Below are 20,132 nucleotides of genomic sequence, written 5' to 3' on the forward strand. Positions count from 1 at the left end.
TAGGTGGGATTCATCCGGCTCTGTTGCAAGGGACCTCATGAAGCGAAAACGGACTCTCGAAGCGCCAAAGTTGTTGGGCATTATCTGGCCATTTGTTGCTGTGGTGCTGTTTCAGGCCTTGCTCGGGAGCATCAGCCTGTACGCGCTGTCGGCAGTGCGTGGTTATGTGGCGGGCGAGAGCCTGTGGTCCAAGGGCCAGAAAGACGCCATCTATTACCTCAATCAATACGCTGACAGCCGCGACGAGGCGGTCTTCAAGAAGTATCGCAAGGCCATCGCCGTGCCCCAGGGCGGCCATGACCTGCGTGTAGCCCTCGACTTGCCGAGCCCGGATATCGACGCCGCGCGCCGTGGCATCCTCCAGGGCGGCAACCATCCCGACGACGTTTCCAGCGTGATCTGGCTGTACCTGAACTTTCATCAGGTCAGCTATATGCAAAAGGCCATCGAGCTGTGGGCAGTCGGTGACGGATTTCTGCGCCAGCTGGACGAAGTGGCCGAGCAGATGCACAGCGGTTTTCGCACCGGCCAGGCCGACGCCCGCAGCGTTGCCGGCTGGAAGGCGCAGATTGCCGCGATCAACGATGCCGTGACCCCGGCCGCGCGGGCGTTCAGCGATGCCCTGGGCGAAGGCTCGCGGATGTTGCTGCGGGTGCTGCTGGTCACTAACCTCGCTACTGCATTGTTTCTGATTGCCCTGGCCTGGATGCGCTCGAGCAAGCTGCTGGCCCAGCGCCAGGCCTTTGCCAATGCCCTTGAGGTGGAGAAGGAGCGGGCGCAGATCACCCTCGAATCGATCGGCGATGGCGTGATCACCACCGATGTCGAAGGCTGCATCGCCTACATGAACCCGGCCGCCGAGCAGTTGACCCACTGGCATGCCGCCCAGGCCCAGGGCCTGCCGCTGGCGGCGCTGTTCAGCCTGCTCGACGAGAACGCCGAAAAAGACAGCCTGACCCTGGTCGAGCGCGTGCTTGAAGGTGGCCTCAAGGGTGGCAGCGAACACACCAAGCTGATCCAGCGCCTGGACGGCAGCACCGTGTCAGTGACGCTGGTGGGCGCGCCGATCATGGCCGAAGGCAAGGTCAGCGGTATTGTCCTGGTGCTGCACGACATGACCCAGGAACGCCAGTACATCGCCAACCTGTCCTGGCAGGCGACTCACGACGCCCTGACTGGCCTGGCCAACCGTCGCGAGTTCGAATATCGCCTGGAGCTGGCGCTCAACGCCATGGCGCGCAAGCCGGCACGGCATTCACTGATGTTCCTCGACCTGGACCAGTTCAAGCTGGTCAACGATACCTGCGGCCATGCCGCTGGCGATGAACTGCTGCGCCATATCTGTGCGGTGCTCCAGGCCGGCCTGCGCGAAGGCGACACCCTGGCGCGGCTGGGCGGCGACGAGTTCGGCATCCTCCTCGAAAACTGCCCGCAGGAGCAGGCCGAGCGCATTGCCGAGAGCTTGCGCCAGGCCGTGCAGAGCCTGCATTTCGTCTGGAAAGGGCGACCGTTCATGACCACCGTGAGCCTGGGCCTGGTGCATATCGCCCAGGGCCCGACCACCCTCGAAGCTTCGCTGCGGGCCGCCGACATGGCCTGCTACATGGCCAAGGAGAAGGGCCGCAACCGCGTACAGGTGTACCACGCCGACGACAGCGAGCTGTCCATGCGCTTTGGCGAGATGGCCTGGATCCAGCGCCTGCACGTGGCCCTGGAAGAAAACCGCTTCTGCCTGTATGCCCAGGAAATTGCCGCCCTCGGCCCCCATGAGGGCGCCGGGCATATCGAGATTCTGCTGCGCCTGCATGACGAGAGCGGGCGCATTATTCTGCCCGACAGCTTCATCCCCGCCGCCGAGCGCTATGGCCTGATGACTGCGCTGGACCGCTGGGTGGTGCGCAGTGTGTTCAAGGTCATCCGCCAGTGCCTGGACGAGCAGCGCGAAGGCCCGTTGGCCATGTGCGCGATCAACCTGTCGGGCAGCAGTATTGGTGACGACAAGTTCCTTGAATACCTGCAACGGCTGTTCAGCGAGTTCGCCATTCCGCCGCACATGATTTGTTTCGAAATAACCGAAACCAGCGCCATCGCCAACCTTGGCAGCGCCATTCGCTTTATCAACGAGCTCAAGGGCCTAGGTTGCCGTTTCTCGCTGGACGACTTTTGCGCCGGTATGTCGTCGTTCGCTTATTTGAAGCATTTGCCTGTAGACTTTCTGAAAATCGACGGAAGTTTTGTCAAGGACATGCTCGATGACCCGATCAACCGGGCCATGGTCGAGGTGATCAATCACATCGGTCACGTGATGGGCAAACGCACCATTGCCGAGTTTGTCGAAACCCCGTTGATCGAGCAGGCCCTGCAGGAAATTGGCGTCGACTACGCCCAGGGATACCTGATCGAGCGGCCACAGGTGTTCACCTGTGACAGCTTGCAGCGCAAACGGATTGCTGCAAGGCCCCTGTTGTTCAAGGCGCCGGGGACCTTTCGCTGAGATCCACCGATAATCACAAGGAACAAGGAGCTGACAGTGATTGACGCGTTCATACGTACTGGTCCATTGATGGACCCCAGCAGTTACCCGCTTTGGGCCCAGCAGTTGATCAAGGACTGCAGCGAGAGCAAGCGTCGGGTGGTGGAGCACGAGCTTTATCAACGCATGCGCGATGGCCGCCTCAGTGGCCGGACCATGCGCCAGTACCTGATCGGCGGCTGGCCGGTGGTCGAGCAGTTCTCGCTGTACATGGCCAAGAACCTCACCAAGACCCAGTACGCCCGCCACCCTGGTGAAGACATGGCGCGGCGCTGGCTGATGCGCAACATCCGTGTCGAACTCAACCACGCCGATTACTGGCGGTTCTGGGCCCAGGCCCATGGCGTCAGCCTCGAAGAGCTGCAGGCGCAGGAAGTTCCCAGCGAACTCAATGCCCTCAGCGACTGGTGCTGGCACACCTGTGCGACCGATGCGCTGGTAGTGGCGATTGCCGCCACCAACTACGCCATCGAAGGCGCAACCGGCGAGTGGTCGGCGGTGGTGTGCTCAACCGGTGTCTATGCCCAGGGCTTCCCGGAAGAGGGTCGCAAGCGCGCCATGAAATGGCTGAAGATGCACGCCCAGTACGATGACGCGCACCCGTGGGAGGCTTTGGAGATCGTCTGCACCCTGGCCGGCAACAACCCGTCGGCGGCGCTGCAAACCGAACTGCGCCGGGCCGTCTGCAAGAGCTACGACTATATGTTCCTGTTCCTTGAACGCTGCATGCAACAAGAACAGGAACAGCGCCAGCAGCCCGCCCGGGCCCGGGCGGAGCTGGCCGAGGGCTGAGCTTACTGGGCGTTGAACGCCTGGCCGTTGATGCCGGTGCTGTCCGGGCCCATCAGGTACAGGTAAACCGGCATGATCTGCTCTGGCAGCGGATTGTTTTCCGGTGTTTCTGCAGGGTAGGCCTGGGCGCGCATGCTGGTGCGGGTGGCGCCCGGGTTGACACTGTTGGCCCGCACCGGCGCCACCCCTTCAAGCTCGTCGGCGAGGGTCTGCATCAGACCCTCGGTGGCGAACTTCGACACTCCATAGGCACCCCAGTAGGCCCGGCCTTTGCGCCCGACGCTGCTGGAGGTGAAGATCACCGAGGCATCGGCCGACAGCTTGAGCAGCGGCAGCAGGGTGCTGGTGAGCATGAACATGGCATTGACGTTGATCTGCATCACGCGCATGAAGTTGTCGCCCGAGAGCTGCTCCAGCGGCGTGCGCGGGCCGATGATCGAGGCGTTGTGCAACAGGCCGTCGATATGCCCGAACTCGGCTTCGATCATCGCCGCCAGTTCGTCGTACTGGTGCGGCAGGGCGGTTTCCAGGTTGAACGGGATGACCGCAGGCTTGGGGTGGCCGGCCGCTTCGATCTCGTCGTAGACCTGGCTCAGGTTGGCTTCGGTCTTGCCCAGCAGCAAGACGGTGGCGCCATGGGCGGCATAGCTCTTGGCCGCGGCCGCACCGATGCCGCGACCGGCACCGGTGACCAGGATGGTCCGGCCCTTGAGCAGGTCGGGGCGGGCAGAGTAATCGAACATGGGGTTACCTCCTGGAAATGGGTGTGACTTAATCGCGGGGCTGTGGGAGCGGGCTTGCCCCGCGATGCGTGTCTGAAATCAGCAGCCGCAAAGCGCGTTGTCGAGCACCTTGCGCAGCTCCAGCGGATGGTCGACCACCACATCCGCACCCCAGTTGTTGGGGTTGTCATCTGGATGAATATAGCCGTAGCGCACCGCAGCAGTACGGGTGCCGGCATCGCGGCCCGACTCGATGTCGCGCAGGTCGTCGCCGACGAACAGCACGCTGGCCGGGTCCAGGTTGAGGGTCTTGCAGGCGAGGATCAGCGGCTCGGGGTCTGGCTTGCTGTTCTTCACGTGGTCCGGGCAGATCAACAGCGCCGAACGCTCGCTCAGACCCAGTCGCTGCATGATTGGCTCGGCGAAGCGCACCGGCTTGTTGGTGACCACGCCCCAGATCAGCTTGCCTTTCTCGATGTCGGCCAGCAGTTCGGCCATGCCGTCGTAGAGCTTGCTATGCACCGCGCAACCTTGCTGGTAACGCTCGAGGAATTCCAGGCGCAAGGCCTCGAAGCCTTCGTCCTCGGGGTCGAGGTTGAAGGTCACCGAGACCATGGCCTTGGCACCGCCCGAGACGACGTCGCGAATTTTCTGGTCTTCGATTGCCGGCAGGCCGCGCTCGGCGAGCATGGCCTGGCAGATGGCGATGAAGTCCGGCGCCGTGTCGAGCAGGGTGCCGTCCATGTCGAAAAGTACCGCTCGCAAACGCATGCTTATTCCTCGCGCAGGGTCTGGATCATGTAGTTGACGTCAACATCGTTGGCCAGCTTGTAATGCTTGGTCAGCGGGTTGTAGGTCAGGCCGGTGATGTCCTTGACGGTCAGGCCGGCGTCGCGGCTCCAGGCGCCGAGCTCGGACGGGCGGATGAATTTCTTGAAGTCATGGGTGCCGCGCGGCAGCAGCTTCATGATGTATTCGGCGCCGATGATGGCGAACAGGTAGGCCTTGGGGTTGCGGTTGATGGTCGAGAGGAACACCTGGCCACCGGGCTTGACCATACGGAAGCACGCGCGAATTACTGAGGAAGGGTCTGGCACGTGCTCGAGCATTTCAAGGCAGGTGACCACGTCGAACTGCTCGGGCATCTCTTCGGCCAGGGCCTCGGCAGTGATCTGCCGGTACTCGACGTTGACCCCGGACTCGAGCTGATGCAGCTGGGCCACGGCCAGCGGCGCCTCACCCATGTCGATACCGGTCACAGTGGCGCCGCGCAGGGCCATCGCTTCGCTGAGGATGCCGCCGCCACAGCCGATGTCGAGGACCTTCTTGCCGGCCAGCTTGACCCGCTCGTCGATCCAGTTGACCCGCAGCGGGTTGATGTCGTGCAGTGGCTTGAACTCGCTTTCGCGGTCCCACCAGCGGTGGGCCAGGGCTTCGAACTTGGCGATTTCGGCGTGGTCGACGTTGCTCATGGAACAGTCCTCTGAAACTTGGATAATTTGCTTTTGCCCGCCAGCACTGGCTGCCGGACGTTTATTCGTTGCGCGCGCCGATCCGCTGGCCCCAGGCACAGGCGGTGGCGTGCAGGGCCTGTTCGTCCAGGCGGGTCAGGCGCCGGTCGTCAAGCAGTGGCTTGCCGGCGACCCAGACATGCTTCACGCAGTCCCGGCCGCTGGTGTAGATCAATTGCGACACCGGGTCATACAGCGGTTGCTGGGCCAGGCCGGAAAGGTCGAACGCGACCAGGTCGGCGGCCTTGCCCACTTCCAGCGAACCGGTGATCGCCTCCAGGCCCAGTGCCCGGGCGCCGTTGAGGGTGGCCATGCGCAACGCCCGGTGGGCATCCAGGGCGCTGGCCGAGCCGGCCACGGCCTTGGCCAGCAGCGCCGCGGTACGGGTTTCGCCGAGCAGGTCGAGGTCATTGTTGCTGGCCGCCCCGTCGGTACCGACGGCGACGTTGACGCCGGCCTGCCACAAGCGCTCGACCGGGCAGAAACCGCTGGCCAGCTTGAGGTTGGACTCCGGGCAGTGCACCACACTGGTGTTGCTTTCTACCAGCAGGGCCAGATCCTCGTCGCTGACCTGAGTCATGTGAACCGCCTGCAGGCGCGGCCCGAGCAGGCCCAGGCGAGCCAGCCGGGCCAGCGGGCGCTCGCCGCGGGTGTGCAGCGATTGCTCGACCTCCAGGGCGGTTTCATGGATATGCATGTGGATCGGCGCGTCGAGCTCTTCGGCGATGACGCGGATCTTTTCCAGGTTGGCGTCGCTGACCGTGTACGGCGCGTGCGGGCCCAGGGCCACGGTGATGCGCGGGTGGTGGCGCAGGTCGCCGAACAGCTCGATGCCCAGCTGCAGGGCTTCTTCGGTGCTGCGCGCACCAGGGATCGGGAAATCCATCAGGGGCACGGCGATTTGCGCGCGGATGCCGCTGTGGTGCACGCGCTCGCTGGCTACCTTGGGGTAGAAGTACATGTCGCTGAAGCAGGTGATGCCGCCTTTTACCTGCTCGGCGATGGCAAGGTCGGTGCCGTCGCGGACGAAATCTTCGTCGACCCAGCGCTCTTCGGCCGGCCAGATCTGCTCCTGCAGCCAGGTCATCAACGGCAGGTCGTCGGCCAGGCCGCGAAACAGGGTCATCGCCGCATGGCCGTGGGCGTTGACCAGCCCCGGGCTGAGCAGGCAGCCCGGCAGCTCGCGGGTTTGCGCCGCGATGAACGCCTGGGCCTGGCTGCGCGGGCCGATGAACACGATCTGCCCGTCGCGCACGCCCAGGGCATGGTCCTGCAAAACCACCCCGGCAGGCTCGACCGGCACCAGCCAGGCAGGCAGGAGCAGCAGGTCGAGCGGCAAAGCGGGTTTGGGCATGTCAGGTTTCCCTGGGCGATAGAAGGTGAGGGCGAAGTATACCCGAGCGTCCGCGCCTGGGGCTCGCTATAATCGTCCGCTTTTGATGTCCGAATGATGGGGTGAGGCATGCGCGATCGACTAATGGCAGCAGAGAAGGTGAAAGCCATCGATTGGCGGGATGGCACCCTCTATCTGCTCGACCAGCGCGCGTTGCCGTCGGCGCAGGTCTGGCTGGCCTGCAAGGACGCCGCCGCAGTGGCCGAGGCTATCCGCACAATGGTGGTGCGCGGCGCCCCGGCCATTGGCATCAGCGCCGCCTACGGCCTGGCCATGGCGATTGCCCAGCGCCTGGCCGCCGGCGGTGACTGGGAAATGGCCCTGGAAGAGGATTTCGAGCTGCTGGTGCACGCGCGGCCGACCGCCGCCAACCTGTTCTGGGCCCTGAACCGCATGCGTGAGCGCCTGCTGCGGCTCAAGGATGGCGATGACGTGCAGGCCGTCATGGCGGCTGAGGCCGTGGCCATTCATGAAAGCGACCGTGAAGCCAACCTGACCATGGCCCAGCTGGGCGTCGACCTGATCCGCAAGCACCAGGGCAACGAACAGGCCATTCTCACCCATGGCAACACCGGGGCCCTGGCCACCGGCGGCTTCGGTACCGCCCTCGGGGTGGTGCGCGGCGCTTACCTGGAAGGCATGATCGAGCGCGTCTATGTCGATGAAACCCGCCCGTGGCTGCAGGGCTCGCGCCTGAGCGCCTGGGAGCTGGCCGGCGAGGGTATCCCGGCTACCATCACTGCCGACTCGGCGGCTGCCCACCTGATGAAAACCAAGGGCATCACCTGGGTGATCGTCGGCGCCGAGCGCATTACTGCCAATGGCGATGTGGCGAGCAAGATCGGCACCTACCAGCTGGCGGTCAATGCCATGCACCACGGCGTGCGCTTCATGGTCGTGGCGCCGAGCTCGAGCATCGACATGAACCTTGAAAGTGGCGACGACATCCTCCTTGAAGAGCGCAGCCCCAGCGAGTTGCTGGAGCTCGGCGGCGAGTCGCTAGGCGCCGACTTCGAGGCGTTCAATCCGGTCTTTGATGTAACTCCGGCCGACCTGATCGACGTGATCATCACCGAGAAAGGCATCGTCGAGCGCCCGGACACGGTGAAGATGGCGCAACTGATGTGTCGCAAGCGTTTGCATTGAGTCTTTGCCGTCGTCTGCGGCCTGTTGTAGCGGCTAACGGGCGTTATCGACGAGCAGTAGGGTAGTAGTGCCGCAGGCTACTCCCACCCTCTGGGCGATTGTGGTAACATCCGACGGTTTCCAAGGCCGCCCTGCGGGGCTGTCTTTACTGCGCAGATCCATGGCATAACTCGTTGATTTGTCGTAAGTCGTTGCAAGGAGTCACTTTGCAGCGGCGAGCTTCGTTCGTCCCATATGGATGTGACGAGGTTTCACCAGAAAAAGGAATCAGGCTTCTCATGGGCGAACTGGCCAAAGAAATCCTCCCGGTCAATATCGAAGACGAGCTGAGACAGTCCTACCTCGACTACGCGATGAGCGTCATTGTCGGGCGTGCACTGCCCGATGCGCGTGATGGCTTGAAGCCCGTGCATCGCCGCGTTCTGTATGCGATGAGCGAACTGGGTAACGACTGGAACAAACCGTACAAGAAATCCGCCCGTGTGGTCGGTGACGTGATCGGTAAGTACCACCCGCATGGTGATACCGCCGTTTACGACACCATCGTACGTATGGCCCAGCCGTTCTCGCTGCGTTACCTGCTGGTCGACGGCCAGGGTAACTTCGGTTCGGTCGACGGCGACAATGCCGCCGCCATGCGATACACCGAAGTGCGCATGACCAAGCTGGCCCACGAGCTGCTGGCCGACCTGCATAAAGAGACGGTCGACTGGGTACCCAACTACGACGGTACCGAGCAGATCCCGGCGGTCATGCCGACCAAGATCCCCAACCTGCTGGTCAACGGTTCCAGCGGTATCGCCGTGGGCATGGCGACCAACATTCCGCCGCACAACCTCGGTGAAGTCATCGACGGTTGCCTGGCGCTGATCGACAACGCCGACATCACTGTCGACGAACTGATGCAGTTCATCCCCGGCCCGGACTTCCCGACCGCGGCGATCATCAACGGTCGCCAGGGCATCATCGAGGCCTATCGCACCGGCCGTGGCCGTATCTACATGCGCGCCCGCTCGATGGTCGAAGACATCGACAAGGTCGGTGGCCGCCAGCAGATCGTCGTCACCGAGCTGCCGTACCAGCTGAACAAGGCGCGTCTGATCGAGAAGATCGCCGAGCTGGTCAAGGAGAAGAAGCTCGAAGGTATTACCGAGCTGCGCGACGAGTCCGACAAGGACGGTATGCGTATCGTCATCGAGCTGCGTCGTGGCGAAGTGCCTGAGGTGATCCTCAACAATCTCTACGCCCAGACCCAGCTGCAGAGCGTCTTCGGCATCAACGTGGTAGCGCTGATCGACGGCCGTCCACGGGTGCTGAACCTCAAGGAGCTGCTCGAGGCCTTCGTTCGCCACCGCCGCGAAGTGGTTACCCGCCGTACCGTGTTCGAACTGCGCAAGGCGCGTGAGCGCGGGCACATCCTTGAAGGCCAGGCGGTTGCCCTGTCCAACATCGATCCGGTGATCGCCCTGATCAAGGCTTCGCCAACGCCTTCCGAGGCCAAGGAAGCGCTGATCAGCACGCCGTGGGAATCCAGTGCCGTGCAGGTCATGGTCGAGCGCGCCGGCGCCGACTCCTGCCGTCCGGAGAACCTTGATCCGCAGTTCGGTCTGCGCGATGGCAAGTACTTCCTGTCGCCGGAACAGGCCCAGGCCATTCTCGACCTGCGCCTGCACCGCCTGACCGGCCTGGAGCACGAGAAGCTGCTGGCTGAATACCAGGAGATCCTCAACCAGATCGGCGAGCTGATCCGCATCCTCAACAGCGCCGAGCGCCTGATGGAAGTGATCCGTGAAGAGCTGGAGCTGATCCGCGCCGAGTACGGCGACGTGCGCCGTACCGAGATCCTCGATGCGCGACTGGACCTGACCCTGGGTGACATGATTCCGGAAGAAGACCGGGTCGTGACCATCTCCCATGGCGGCTACGCCAAGACCCAGCCACTGGCCGCCTACCAGGCCCAGCGTCGCGGTGGTAAAGGCAAGTCGGCTACCGGCGTCAAGGACGAGGACTACATCTCGCACCTGCTGGTCGCCAACAGCCACACCACCCTGCTGCTGTTCTCCAGCAAGGGCAAGGTGTACTGGCTCAAGACCTATGAAATCCCTGAAGCCTCCCGTGCCGCGCGCGGTCGACCGCTGGTCAACCTGCTGCCGCTGGATGAGGGCGAGTACATTTCGACCATGCTGCCGGTCGAGGAATACACCGAAGGTCACTTCATCTTCATGGCCACCGCCAACGGCACCGTGAAGAAGACCCCGCTGGAATCCTTCAGCCGCCAGCGCAGTGTCGGCCTGATCGCCCTGGAGCTGGACGAAGGCGACGTACTGATTTCCGCGGCCATCACCGATGGCGAGCGTGAGGTCATGCTGTTCTCCGACGCCGGCAAGGTGACCCGCTTCAAGGAGTCCGACGTTCGCGCCATGGGCCGTACTGCCCGCGGTGTACGCGGCATGCGCCTGGCCGAAGGGCAGAAGCTGATCTCCATGATCATCCCGGAAGAAGGCAGCCAGATCCTCACTGCCTCCGAGCGCGGCTACGGCAAACGTACTGCCATTAGCGAGTTCCCGGAGTACAAGCGTGGCGGTCAGGGCGTAATCGCCATGGTCAGCAACGAGCGTAACGGCCGTCTGGTCGGGGCTGTGCAGGTGCTCGACGGCGAAGAAATCATGCTGATTTCCGACCAGGGCACCCTGGTCCGTACCCGTGTCGGTGAAGTCTCCAGCCTGGGCCGTAATACCCAGGGTGTGACCCTCATCAAACTGGCCAGCGACGAGACCCTGGTGGGTCTGGAACGGGTCCAGGAGCCATCCGAAGAGGAAGGTGACGAGGACTTCGACGCCGACGTGGATGGCACCGAAGTGGACGCCGATGCGGCGCCACAGGCCGATGCCGCTGCCGACGAAGAGGCACAGCCGGAATAACCTATTAGTAGCGCAATCCTGGTGGGGGAGGTCGCGGCAGTCGGGCACGGCTCGCTGCCCGACCGGCTCCTGCGGACATCAAGAGCAGAGCGAGAGTGGATGTGAGCAAACGAGCCTTTAACTTCTGCGCAGGCCCTGCTGCGCTCCCTGACGCTGTACTGCAGCGCGCCCAGGCTGAAATGCTGAACTGGCGTGGCAAAGGCCTGTCGGTGATGGAGATGAGTCACCGTAGCGACGACTACGTGGCCATTGCCGAGAAGGCCGAGCAGGATCTGCGCGACCTGATGTCCATTCCTTCCAATTACAAGGTGCTGTTCCTGCAGGGCGGTGCGAGCCAGCAGTTCGCCGAGATTCCGCTCAACCTGCTGCCTGAAGACGGCACCGCCGACTATATCGAAACCGGTATCTGGTCGAAAAAAGCCATCGAAGAAGCCCGCCGCTACGGCAACATCAACGTTGCTTCCAGCGCCAAGGCCTACGACTACCTGGCTATCCCGGGCCAGAACGAATGGAACCTGAGCGACAACGCCGCCTACGTGCACTACGCCTCGAACGAGACCATCGGTGGTCTGGAGTTCGACTGGGTGCCGCAGACCGGTGACGTGCCGTTGGTGGTCGACATGTCTTCGGACATTCTCTCGCGTCCGATCGACGTCTCCAACTTCGGCCTGATCTACGCTGGCGCCCAGAAGAACATCGGCCCGAGCGGCCTGGTGGTGGTGATTGTCCGTGAAGACCTGCTCGGCCGCGCCCGCAGCAGTTGCCCGACCATGCTCGACTATAAGGTCGCGGCCGACAACGGCTCGATGTACAACACCCCGGCAACCTATTCCTGGTACCTGTCGGGGCTGGTCTTCGAGTGGCTGAAAGAGCAGGGCGGCGTCGAGGCCATGGAGCAGCGCAACCGGGCCAAGAAAGACCGCCTGTACGGCTTCATCGACAACAGCGACTTCTACACCAACCCGATCAGCGTCAACGCCCGTTCGTGGATGAACGTGCCGTTCCGCCTGGCCGACGAGCGCCTGGACAAGGCTTTCCTCGCCGGTGCCGACGCCCGTGGCCTGCTCAACCTCAAGGGGCACCGTTCGGTCGGCGGCATGCGTGCCTCGATCTACAACGCCCTGGGCCTGGACGCGGTCGAAGCGCTGGTTGGCTACATGGCTGAATTCGAGAAGGAGCACGGCTGATGTCGGAGCAGGAACTCAAGGCGCTGCGGGTGCGCATTGACAGCCTCGACGAGAAGATCCTCGAGCTGATCAGTGACCGTGCTCGCTGCGCGCAGGAAGTGGCGCGGGTCAAAACCGCGACCCTGGCCGAAGGCGAGACGCCGGTGTTCTACCGTCCCGAGCGCGAGGCGCAGGTGCTCAAGCGCGTCATGCAGCGCAACCAGGGGCCACTGGGCAACGAAGAGATGGCGCGGTTGTTCCGCGAAATCATGTCTTCGTGCCTGGCCCTGGAGCAACCGCTGAAGGTCGCCTACCTCGGCCCTGAGGGGACCTTCACCCAGGCCGCGGCGATGAAGCATTTCGGCCATGCGGTGATCAGCAAGCCGATGGCAGCCATCGACGAAGTGTTCCGCGAAGTGGCGGCCGGCGCCGTCAACTTCGGCGTGGTGCCGGTGGAGAACTCCACCGAGGGTGCGGTCAATCACACCCTCGACAGCTTCCTCGAGCACGACATGGTGATCTGCGGCGAAGTCGAGCTGCGTATTCACCACCACCTGCTGGTGGGTGAGAACACCAAGACCGACAGCATCAGCCGCATCTACTCCCACGCCCAGTCGCTGGCCCAGTGCCGCAAGTGGCTGGATGCCCATTACCCGAATGTCGAGCGCGTGGCGGTGTCGAGCAACGCCGAAGCGGCCAAGCGGGTCAAGGGTGAGTGGAACTCGGCGGCCATTGCCGGCGACATGGCGGCTGGCCTGTACGGCCTTACGCGCCTGGCCGAGAAGATCGAAGACCGTCCGGACAACTCCACGCGCTTTCTGATGATTGGTAACCAGGAAGTGCCGCCGACCGGCGACGACAAGACCTCGATCATCGTCTCCATGAGCAACAAGCCGGGTGCCTTGCACGAGCTGTTGGTGCCGTTCCACGAGAATGGTATTGACCTCACTCGTATCGAGACCCGTCCGTCGCGCAGCGGCAAATGGACCTACGTGTTCTTCATCGATTTCGTCGGCCACCACCGCGATCCGCTGATCAAGGCCGTGCTCGAGCAGATCAGTCAGGAAGCCGTGGCCCTGAAGGTGCTGGGTTCCTACCCTAAAGCGGTACTCTGAGGTATGAATGGCGTGCATGCAGTTTTGAACAGGGTCCAGCTCCGTGGTTGAAGTCGTGGTAAACAAGCCTGGGCCGATCATCGGCCGGCTGGTGGTGGTCGGGTTGGGCCTGATTGGCGGGTCCTTCGCCAAGGGCTTGCGTGAAAGCGGTCTGTGCCGCGAAGTGGTCGGTGTCGACCTCGATCCGCAGTCGCGCAAGCTGGCGGTGGAGCTGGGCGTGGTCGACCGCTGCGAAGAAGACCTCGCTGCCGCCTGCGTCGGCGCTGATGTCATTCAGCTGGCCGTGCCGATCCTGGCCATGGAAAAGCTCCTCGCGCGCCTGGCTCAACTGGATCTCGGCCAGGCGGTGCTGACCGACGTCGGCAGTGCCAAGGGTAATGTCGTGCGCGCCGCCCGCGAGGCCCTCGGTGCGCGATTGCCGCGTTTTGTACCCGGGCATCCGATTGCCGGCTCCGAGCAGAGCGGGGTGGAGGCTTCCAATGCTTCGCTGTTCCGCCGCCACAAAGTCATTCTCACGCCGCTGGCTGAAACCGAGCCGGCCGCGCTGGCGCTGGTCGATCAGCTCTGGCGTGCGCTTGAGGCCGATGTCGAGCACTTGCAGGTCGAGCGTCACGACGAAGTCCTGGCCGCGACCAGCCACTTGCCGCACCTGCTGGCCTTCGGCCTGGTCGATTCCCTGGCCAAGCGCAATGAAAACCTCGATATCTTCCGTTACGCTGCCGGAGGTTTCCGCGATTTCACGAGAATCGCCGGAAGCGACCCGGTCATGTGGCACGACATCTTTCTCGCCAATCGCGAGGCTGTCCTGCGCACGCTGGATACATTTCGCAGCGACCTCGACGCCTTGCGCGACGCGGTCGATGCAGGGGATGGGCATCAACTGCTGGGCGTCTTCACGCGCGCCCGTGTTGCCCGCGAGCATTTCAGTAAAATCCTGGCCCGCCGGGCCTATGTGGACGCTATGAACTCCAACGACCTGATTTTCCTGGCAAATCCTGGTGGCCGCGTGTCTGGCCGTATTCGTGTACCAGGTGACAAATCGATTTCCCATCGCTCGATCATGCTCGGCTCCCTGGCCGAAGGCACCACCGAAGTGGAAGGTTTCCTCGAGGGCGAAGACGCCCTGGCAACCTTGCAGGCCTTCCGCGACATGGGTGTGGTCATTGAAGGCCCGCACCATGGCCGTGTGACTATCCATGGTGTCGGCCTCAATGGCCTGAAGCCGCCACCGGGCCCGATCTACCTGGGTAACTCCGGTACCTCCATGCGTCTGCTCTCCGGCCTGCTGGCGGCGCAGCCGTTCGACACCGTGCTGACCGGCGATGCCTCGCTGTCCAAGCGGCCGATGAATCGCGTGGCCAACCCGCTGCGGGAAATGGGCGCGGTGATCGAAACTGCCGCCGAAGGTCGTCCGCCGATGACCATCCGTGGTGGCCACACCCTCAAGGCCCTGACCTACACGCTGCCGATGGCCAGTGCCCAGGTCAAATCCTGCCTGCTGCTGGCCGGCCTGTACGCCCAAGGCAAGACCACGGTTACCGAGCCTGCGCCAACCCGCGACCACACCGAGCGCATGCTCCGTGGCTTTGGCTACAGCGTTGACGTTGAGGGTCCTACGGCTTCGCTGGAATCTGGCGGCAAGCTGACGGCAACTCATATCGAAGTGCCGGCGGATATTTCCTCGGCGGCGTTCTTCCTGGTGGCTGCATCGATTGCCGAAGGCTCTGAACTGCTGCTCGAGCACGTCGGCATCAACCCGACCCGTACCGGCGTCATCGATATCCTGCGCCTGATGGGCGGCGACATCACCCTGGAAAACCAGCGTGAAGTCGGCGGTGAGCCGGTGGCTGACCTGCGCGTACGCGGGGCTAAACTCAAAGGTATCGAGATCCCCGAGCACCTGGTACCGCTGGCCATCGACGAGTTCCCGGTGCTGTTCGTCGCCGCGGCCTGCGCCCAAGGCCGTACCGTGCTGCGCGGTGCCGAAGAGCTGCGGGTCAAGGAATCCGATCGCATCCAGGTCATGGCCGACGGCCTGCTGGCCCTGGGCGTAAAGTGCGAGCCAACCCCGGACGGCATTATCATCGACGGCGGCGTGATCGGCGGCGGCGAAGTGCACGGTCATGGCGACCATCGCATCTCCATGGCCTTCAGTGTGGCCTCGTTGCGCGCCACCGCGCCGATCCGCATCCATGATTGTGCCAACGTCGCGACCTCGTTCCCGAACTTCCTCGCCCTGTGCGCCGAAGTCGGCATCCGTGTGGCAGAAGAGGGCAAGTCGTGAATTCCAACGCACCGGTCATCACCATTGACGGGCCAAGCGGCTCGGGCAAGGGCACCGTCGCCGGCCTGCTGGCCCGCGAGCTGGGCTGGAAGCTGCTGGATTCCGGCGCGCTGTACCGCTTGCTGGCCTTCAACGCCAACAACCACGGTGTCGACCTGACCAACGAAGAATTGCTCAAGGCCCTGGCCGCACATCTGGATGTGCAGTTCATCGCCGCCGAGCCGGGCAAGCTGCAGCAGATCATTCTCGAAGGTGAGGATGTCAGCAATGTCATCCGTACCGAAACCGTGGGTGCCGGTGCTTCCATGGTCGCCTCGCTGCCGGCGGTGCGTGAAGCCTTGCTGCAGCGCCAGCGGGCGTTCCAGGAAGCGCCGGGGCTGATTGCCGACGGCCGCGACATGGGCACCGTGGTGTTCCCGAATGCGCCTCTGAAGGTTTTTCTGACCGCCAGCGCCGAGGAGCGTGCCCGCCGTCGTTACTTGCAGTTGAAGGGCAAGGGCGAAGATGTTAGTCTGTCGAGTCTGCTAGATGAGATTCGTGCGCGCGATGAGCGCGACACCCAGCGCGCAGTGGCCCCGCTCAAGCCGGCGGCCGATGCGATCCAGCTGGATTCCACGGAGTTGTCCATCGAGCAGGTGTTGCAACGCATCAAGAGCGAGATCGCCCTGCGCGATATCGCCTGATGACCAGGAGAGCAGGCAGGGGCACCAGTCAACGTCCTGTCGGCTTTCCTTTATATGAACGAAACCCACATTGTCTGGAATGTGGCTGATGGGCGTATGTCCCGCCCTAATCTACAGGAATTAAAATGAGCGAAAGCTTTGCAGAACTCTTTGAAGAAAGCCTGAAAACCCTCAATCTTCAGCCGGGTGCGATCATCACCGGTATCGTTGTCGACATCGACGGCGACTGGGTTACCGTACACGCTGGCCTGAAGTCCGAGGGCGTCATCCCGCTCGAGCAGTTCTACAACGAAGCTGGCGAGCTGACCATTAAGGTCGGTGACGAAGTTCACGTTGCGCTGGACGCGGTCGAAGACGGCTTTGGCGAAACCAAACTGTCCCGTGAAAAAGCCAAGCGCGCCGAGTGCTGGATTGTTCTGGAAGCAGCTTTCGCCGCCGAAGAAGTGGTCAAGGGCGTTATCAACGGTAAGGTTAAAGGCGGCTTCACTGTCGACGTTAACGGTATCCGTGCGTTCCTGCCTGGTTCCCTGGTTGATGTCCGCCCAGTGCGCGACACCACCCACCTGGAAGGCAAAGAGCTGGAATTCAAGGTCATCAAACTGGACCAGAAGCGCAACAACGTTGTCGTTTCCCGTCGCAGCGTCCTGGAAGCCGAGAACAGCGCCGAGCGCGAAGCTCTGCTGGAATCCCTGCAGGAAGGCCAGCAAGTCAAAGGTATCGTCAAGAACCTCACCGACTACGGCGCATTCGTTGACCTGGGCGGCGTTGATGGCCTGCTGCACATCACCGACATGGCTTGGAAACGTATCAAGCACCCATCGGAAATCGTCAACGTTGGCGACGAGATCGATGTCAAGGTTCTGAAGTACGATCGCGAGCGCAATCGTGTATCCCTGGGTCTGAAGCAACTGGGTGAAGACCCATGGGTTGCTATCAAGGCTCGTTACCCAGAAAGCACCCGCGTCATGGCGCGTGTTACCAACCTGACCGACTACGGCTGCTTCGCAGAGCTGGAAGAAGGCGTGGAAGGCCTGGTACACGTTTCCGAAATGGACTGGACCAACAAGAACATCCATCCTTCGAAAGTCGTACAAGTCGGCGACGAAGTGGAAGTCATGGTTCTGGACATCGACGAAGAGCGTCGTCGTATCTCCCTGGGCATCAAACAGTGCAAGTCCAACCCATGGGAAGACTTCTCTGGCCAGTTCAACAAGGGCGACAAGATCTCCGGCACCATCAAGTCGATCACCGATTTCGGTATCTTCATTGGTCTGGACGGCGGCATCGACGGCCTGGTTCACCTGTCGGACATCTCCTGGAACGAAGTCGGCGAAGAAGCCGTACGTCGCTTCAAGAAGGGCGACGAGCTGGACACCGTCATCCTGTCGGTTGACCCAGAGCGCGAGCGCATCTCGCTGGGTATCAAGCAACTGGAAAGCGATCCGTTCTCCGAGTACGTTGCTAGCAACGACAAGGGTGCAATCGTCAAGGGTGTTGTAAAAGAAGTTGACGCCAAAGGCGCCATCATCACCCTGGCCGACGACATCGAAGCCACTCTGAAAGCTTCCGAAATCAGCCGTGACCGCGTTGAAGACGCGCGTAACGTCCTGAAGGAAGGCGAAGAGATCGAAGCGAAGATCATCAGCGTTGACCGCAAATCGCGCGTCATCCAGCTGTCGATCAAGTCGAAAGACGACGCTGAAGAGAAAGAAGCTATCCAGAGCCTGAAAGAATCCGCTCCGGAAGCTGCTGCTGACACCACCATGGCTGCGCTGCTGCGTCAGGCAATGGCCAAACAGAACTAAGTTCTGCTGGTGTTAAAAAAGGGCGACTTCGGTCGCCCTTTTTTATGCCTGCGATTCTTGCTTGCGGCTGAAACCCTTACGCCAGTGAGCTTCGGCGTAATTAATGGCAAACAGCTATCATCCATTGCGCCAAGGCGTATTTCTTCAAAATCCGATTAAGTCAAGAACCGCCCTGTTCAAATCCCTCAGGTCATGCTAAAAACAACGGAGCAATGATCTAGCTGCTTGATAAAGAAGGGAAAAATATGACGAAGTCGGAGCTGATCGAACGTATTGTCACCCATCAAGGGCTGCTCTCATCCAAGGATGTCGAGCTGGCCATCAAGACCATGCTTGAGCAAATGTCCCAGTGCCTGGCCACTGGCGACCGCATCGAAATCCGCGGCTTTGGCAGCTTCTCCCTGCACTATCGTGCCCCCCGCGTAGGTCGCAACCCAAAAACCGGTCAGTCCGTCAGCCTGGATGGCAAGTTTGTGCCACACTTCAAGCCGGGGAAGGAGCTGCGGGATCGGGTGAATGAGGAAGAGTCCCAAGAACACTAATCGGATAAAAGGAAGCCTCCGTGCGGAACTTCAAGCGGTTGATTTTGGTCGTATTTCTTTTGCTGCTAGCAGCGATGGTGCTGATTTTTGTGCTGGATAATCAGCAGCCGGCGTCATTGCATTTCATGGCCTGGACACTGCCTTCCCTGCCGTTGGCTGTATTTGTACTTATCGCATTGCTGGTTGGTCTGGCTGTGGGCCCCTTGTTGGTGCTGGCCGGCCGATTGCTTGGCAAAGAAGGGCGGGGGCGAGCTAAAGTTTGATTTTCGTAGCCTGCTTGGCGATTGCCAATGGCAAGGGCGTGGCTGTTATAGATGTAAAAACGCTCAACGATAAGAGCGCAGCGAAACCTGATAAGGACTGAATTATAAATGCGCAACACCCCCGAGAGTAATCGGTTAGATCCAGAGTTGGACGTGCTTGAGTTACTTGGAAGCCTTTGGGCGAAAAAACTGATTATCTTGTCAGTCATGTTCCTCGCCGTCCTGGCAGCTGTGATTTATCTGTTCATCGCCAAGCCTGTTTATGAAGCCCGGGTTTTTGTCATTCCGCCGACCCAGAATGGTATCGCCGATTTCAACTACGGTCGTACTGCCGAGGCTGAGCTGAAACCGTACTCGGTCAAGGATGTGTACGAGGTTTTTTTGCGTGATCTTCAAGCGGAATCGTTGCGCCGTAGTTTTTTTGAAGAGTTTTATCTGCCATCGCTCAGCGAGTCAGAGCGTGCGGGTTCGCAAACTCGACTTTACGAAAAATTTTCTCGTGAGTTGGTGATTTCACCCAGTGGAAAAGACTCCCCTGATCGCTATTCGTTGACAGTGCAAGGCGAGGATCCACAGCGTGTGGTCGCCTGGGCCAAGACTTACGTTATGCGCGCCGGTGATTCGGCTCGTGAAGAGATGATAAAGAACGTCACCCGCGAAGCAGAAGTTCGCGCGAGGAATCTGGCTCAACAGATTGATCGTTTGCGCGAAGGTGGGCAGAAGGTGCGCGAGGACCTTATTGTTCAGTTGCGCGAGGCGCTGAATGTTGCGCGTGCAATTGGTTTGAAAGAGCCGCCGATTATCAGTGGGAATTTGTCTACCGAAGTGTCTGCGGGTATGGATGGGCACTTGAGCTACATGCGTGGTACCAAGGCGCTGGAGGCGGAGATTCAGAACCTCGAGCAGCGCAGGTCTGACGATCCGTTCATTACCCGTTTGCGTGACCTGCAGGCCCGGTATGCGTTCTATATGAGTGTTGAAGTCAACCCTGAGAGTGTAGCGGTTTTTCGCATCGACGGTCCTATAGAACAGCCTGACGCCCCGATCAAGCCAAGAAAATCTGTGGTGCTGGCCATGGCTGCGCTGGCTGGATTGCTCCTGGGTGTAGGCTATGTCCTGTTGGCGGCAGCGATGCGCCGGCGGCCGGTTCGACCGCAATAATTAAAGTGCTCGGTCATGACTCCAAAAGCGGCGGCGCCGCTTTTGGTGTTTCCGGGGCAGGCTCTGTTTTATCGTGAGGCCCGCTTTGCTATCGT

16 protein-coding genes are annotated in these 20,132 nt (G+C 61.6%); 12 read left to right on the plus strand and 4 right to left on the minus strand.

Going from position 1 to position 20,132, the window contains the following annotated elements:
* The first annotated feature begins 37 nt into the window (after positions 1 to 37).
* Both JYG36_RS07750 and JYG36_RS07755 read left to right on the plus strand, forming a co-directional pair.
* Positions 38 to 2,494 (plus strand): EAL domain-containing protein, encoded by a 2,457-nt coding sequence (locus JYG36_RS07750; RefSeq protein WP_093380407.1) that lies wholly within the window; start codon positions 38 to 40, stop codon positions 2,492 to 2,494.
* A 36-nt stretch (positions 2,495 to 2,530) separates the two neighbouring features.
* A complete protein-coding gene (locus tag JYG36_RS07755; protein ID WP_093380409.1) occupies positions 2,531 to 3,325 on the plus strand; it encodes an iron-containing redox enzyme family protein in 795 nt (264 codons plus the stop codon).
* 2 nt (positions 3,326 to 3,327) lie between these two features.
* Here JYG36_RS07755 and JYG36_RS07760 read toward each other — a convergent pair whose 3' ends face one another.
* The 4 genes from JYG36_RS07760 to JYG36_RS07775 all read right to left on the minus strand — a co-directional run bounded on the left by JYG36_RS07760 (position 3,328) and on the right by JYG36_RS07775 (position 6,912).
* Positions 3,328 to 4,068, minus strand: a complete 741-nt coding sequence (locus JYG36_RS07760; protein WP_045195402.1) for a YciK family oxidoreductase — start codon at positions 4,066 to 4,068, stop codon at positions 3,328 to 3,330.
* Positions 4,069 to 4,146: 78 nt separating this feature from the next.
* Positions 4,147 to 4,818: an N-acetylmuramic acid 6-phosphate phosphatase MupP gene (gene mupP / locus JYG36_RS07765; protein WP_045195400.1), complete on the minus strand. Its 672-nt coding sequence runs from the start codon at positions 4,816 to 4,818 to the stop codon at positions 4,147 to 4,149.
* Positions 4,819 to 4,820: 2 nt separating this feature from the next.
* On the minus strand, positions 4,821 to 5,519 hold the full coding sequence (gene ubiG, locus JYG36_RS07770; RefSeq protein WP_045195398.1) for a bifunctional 2-polyprenyl-6-hydroxyphenol methylase/3-demethylubiquinol 3-O-methyltransferase UbiG: 699 nt from the start codon (positions 5,517 to 5,519) through the stop codon (positions 4,821 to 4,823).
* 61 nt (positions 5,520 to 5,580) lie between these two features.
* The gene (locus tag JYG36_RS07775; protein ID WP_093380411.1) at positions 5,581 to 6,912 is read right to left on the minus strand and encodes a TRZ/ATZ family hydrolase; all 1,332 of its coding nucleotides are present in this window, start codon (positions 6,910 to 6,912) and stop codon (positions 5,581 to 5,583) included.
* A 108-nt stretch (positions 6,913 to 7,020) separates the two neighbouring features.
* Here JYG36_RS07775 and mtnA point away from each other — a divergent pair, with 108 nt between their 5' ends.
* The 10 genes from mtnA (at position 7,021) to JYG36_RS07825 (ending at position 20,037) form a co-directional block, all read left to right on the plus strand.
* Complete coding sequence (gene mtnA, locus JYG36_RS07780) at positions 7,021 to 8,097, plus strand: S-methyl-5-thioribose-1-phosphate isomerase (protein WP_213603500.1); 1,077 nt, start codon at positions 7,021 to 7,023, stop codon at positions 8,095 to 8,097.
* A gap of 278 nt (positions 8,098 to 8,375) precedes the next feature.
* Positions 8,376 to 11,018, plus strand: coding sequence for a DNA gyrase subunit A (gyrA, locus tag JYG36_RS07785; RefSeq protein ID WP_213603501.1), 2,643 nt, complete (start codon positions 8,376 to 8,378; stop codon positions 11,016 to 11,018).
* Between the two features lie 101 nt (positions 11,019 to 11,119).
* Entirely contained in the window at positions 11,120 to 12,205 is a 1,086-nt protein-coding gene (gene serC / locus JYG36_RS07790; RefSeq protein WP_213603503.1) for a 3-phosphoserine/phosphohydroxythreonine transaminase, read from the plus strand.
* The gene (pheA, locus tag JYG36_RS07795; protein WP_093380418.1) at positions 12,205 to 13,299 is read left to right on the plus strand and encodes a prephenate dehydratase; all 1,095 of its coding nucleotides are present in this window, start codon (positions 12,205 to 12,207) and stop codon (positions 13,297 to 13,299) included. Before serC ends, pheA begins: the two co-directional genes overlap by 1 nt.
* A 43-nt stretch (positions 13,300 to 13,342) precedes the next feature.
* Positions 13,343 to 15,583 (plus strand): bifunctional prephenate dehydrogenase/3-phosphoshikimate 1-carboxyvinyltransferase, encoded by a 2,241-nt coding sequence (locus tag JYG36_RS07800; protein ID WP_213603505.1) that lies wholly within the window; start codon positions 13,343 to 13,345, stop codon positions 15,581 to 15,583.
* Positions 15,580 to 16,266, plus strand: coding sequence for a (d)CMP kinase (gene cmk, locus JYG36_RS07805; protein ID WP_093380420.1), 687 nt, complete (start codon positions 15,580 to 15,582; stop codon positions 16,264 to 16,266). The genes JYG36_RS07800 and cmk overlap by 4 nt, the downstream gene beginning before the upstream one ends.
* 125 nt (positions 16,267 to 16,391) lie before the next feature.
* A complete protein-coding gene (rpsA, locus tag JYG36_RS07810; RefSeq protein ID WP_045195383.1) occupies positions 16,392 to 18,071 on the plus strand; it encodes a 30S ribosomal protein S1 in 1,680 nt (559 codons plus the stop codon).
* 245 nt (positions 18,072 to 18,316) lie between these two features.
* Positions 18,317 to 18,613, plus strand: a complete 297-nt coding sequence (gene ihfB, locus JYG36_RS07815; RefSeq protein WP_045195381.1) for an integration host factor subunit beta — start codon at positions 18,317 to 18,319, stop codon at positions 18,611 to 18,613.
* Between the two features lie 20 nt (positions 18,614 to 18,633).
* A complete protein-coding gene (locus tag JYG36_RS07820; RefSeq protein ID WP_045195379.1) occupies positions 18,634 to 18,876 on the plus strand; it encodes a lipopolysaccharide assembly protein LapA domain-containing protein in 243 nt (80 codons plus the stop codon).
* A gap of 108 nt (positions 18,877 to 18,984) precedes the next feature.
* The gene (locus JYG36_RS07825) at positions 18,985 to 20,037 is read left to right on the plus strand and encodes an LPS O-antigen chain length determinant protein WzzB (protein ID WP_093380422.1); all 1,053 of its coding nucleotides are present in this window, start codon (positions 18,985 to 18,987) and stop codon (positions 20,035 to 20,037) included.
* The last annotated feature ends 95 nt before the right edge of the window (positions 20,038 to 20,132 follow it).

This window comes from Pseudomonas sp. SORT22 (genome assembly GCF_018417635.1).
Classification (GTDB): Bacteria; Pseudomonadota; Gammaproteobacteria; order Pseudomonadales; family Pseudomonadaceae; genus Aquipseudomonas.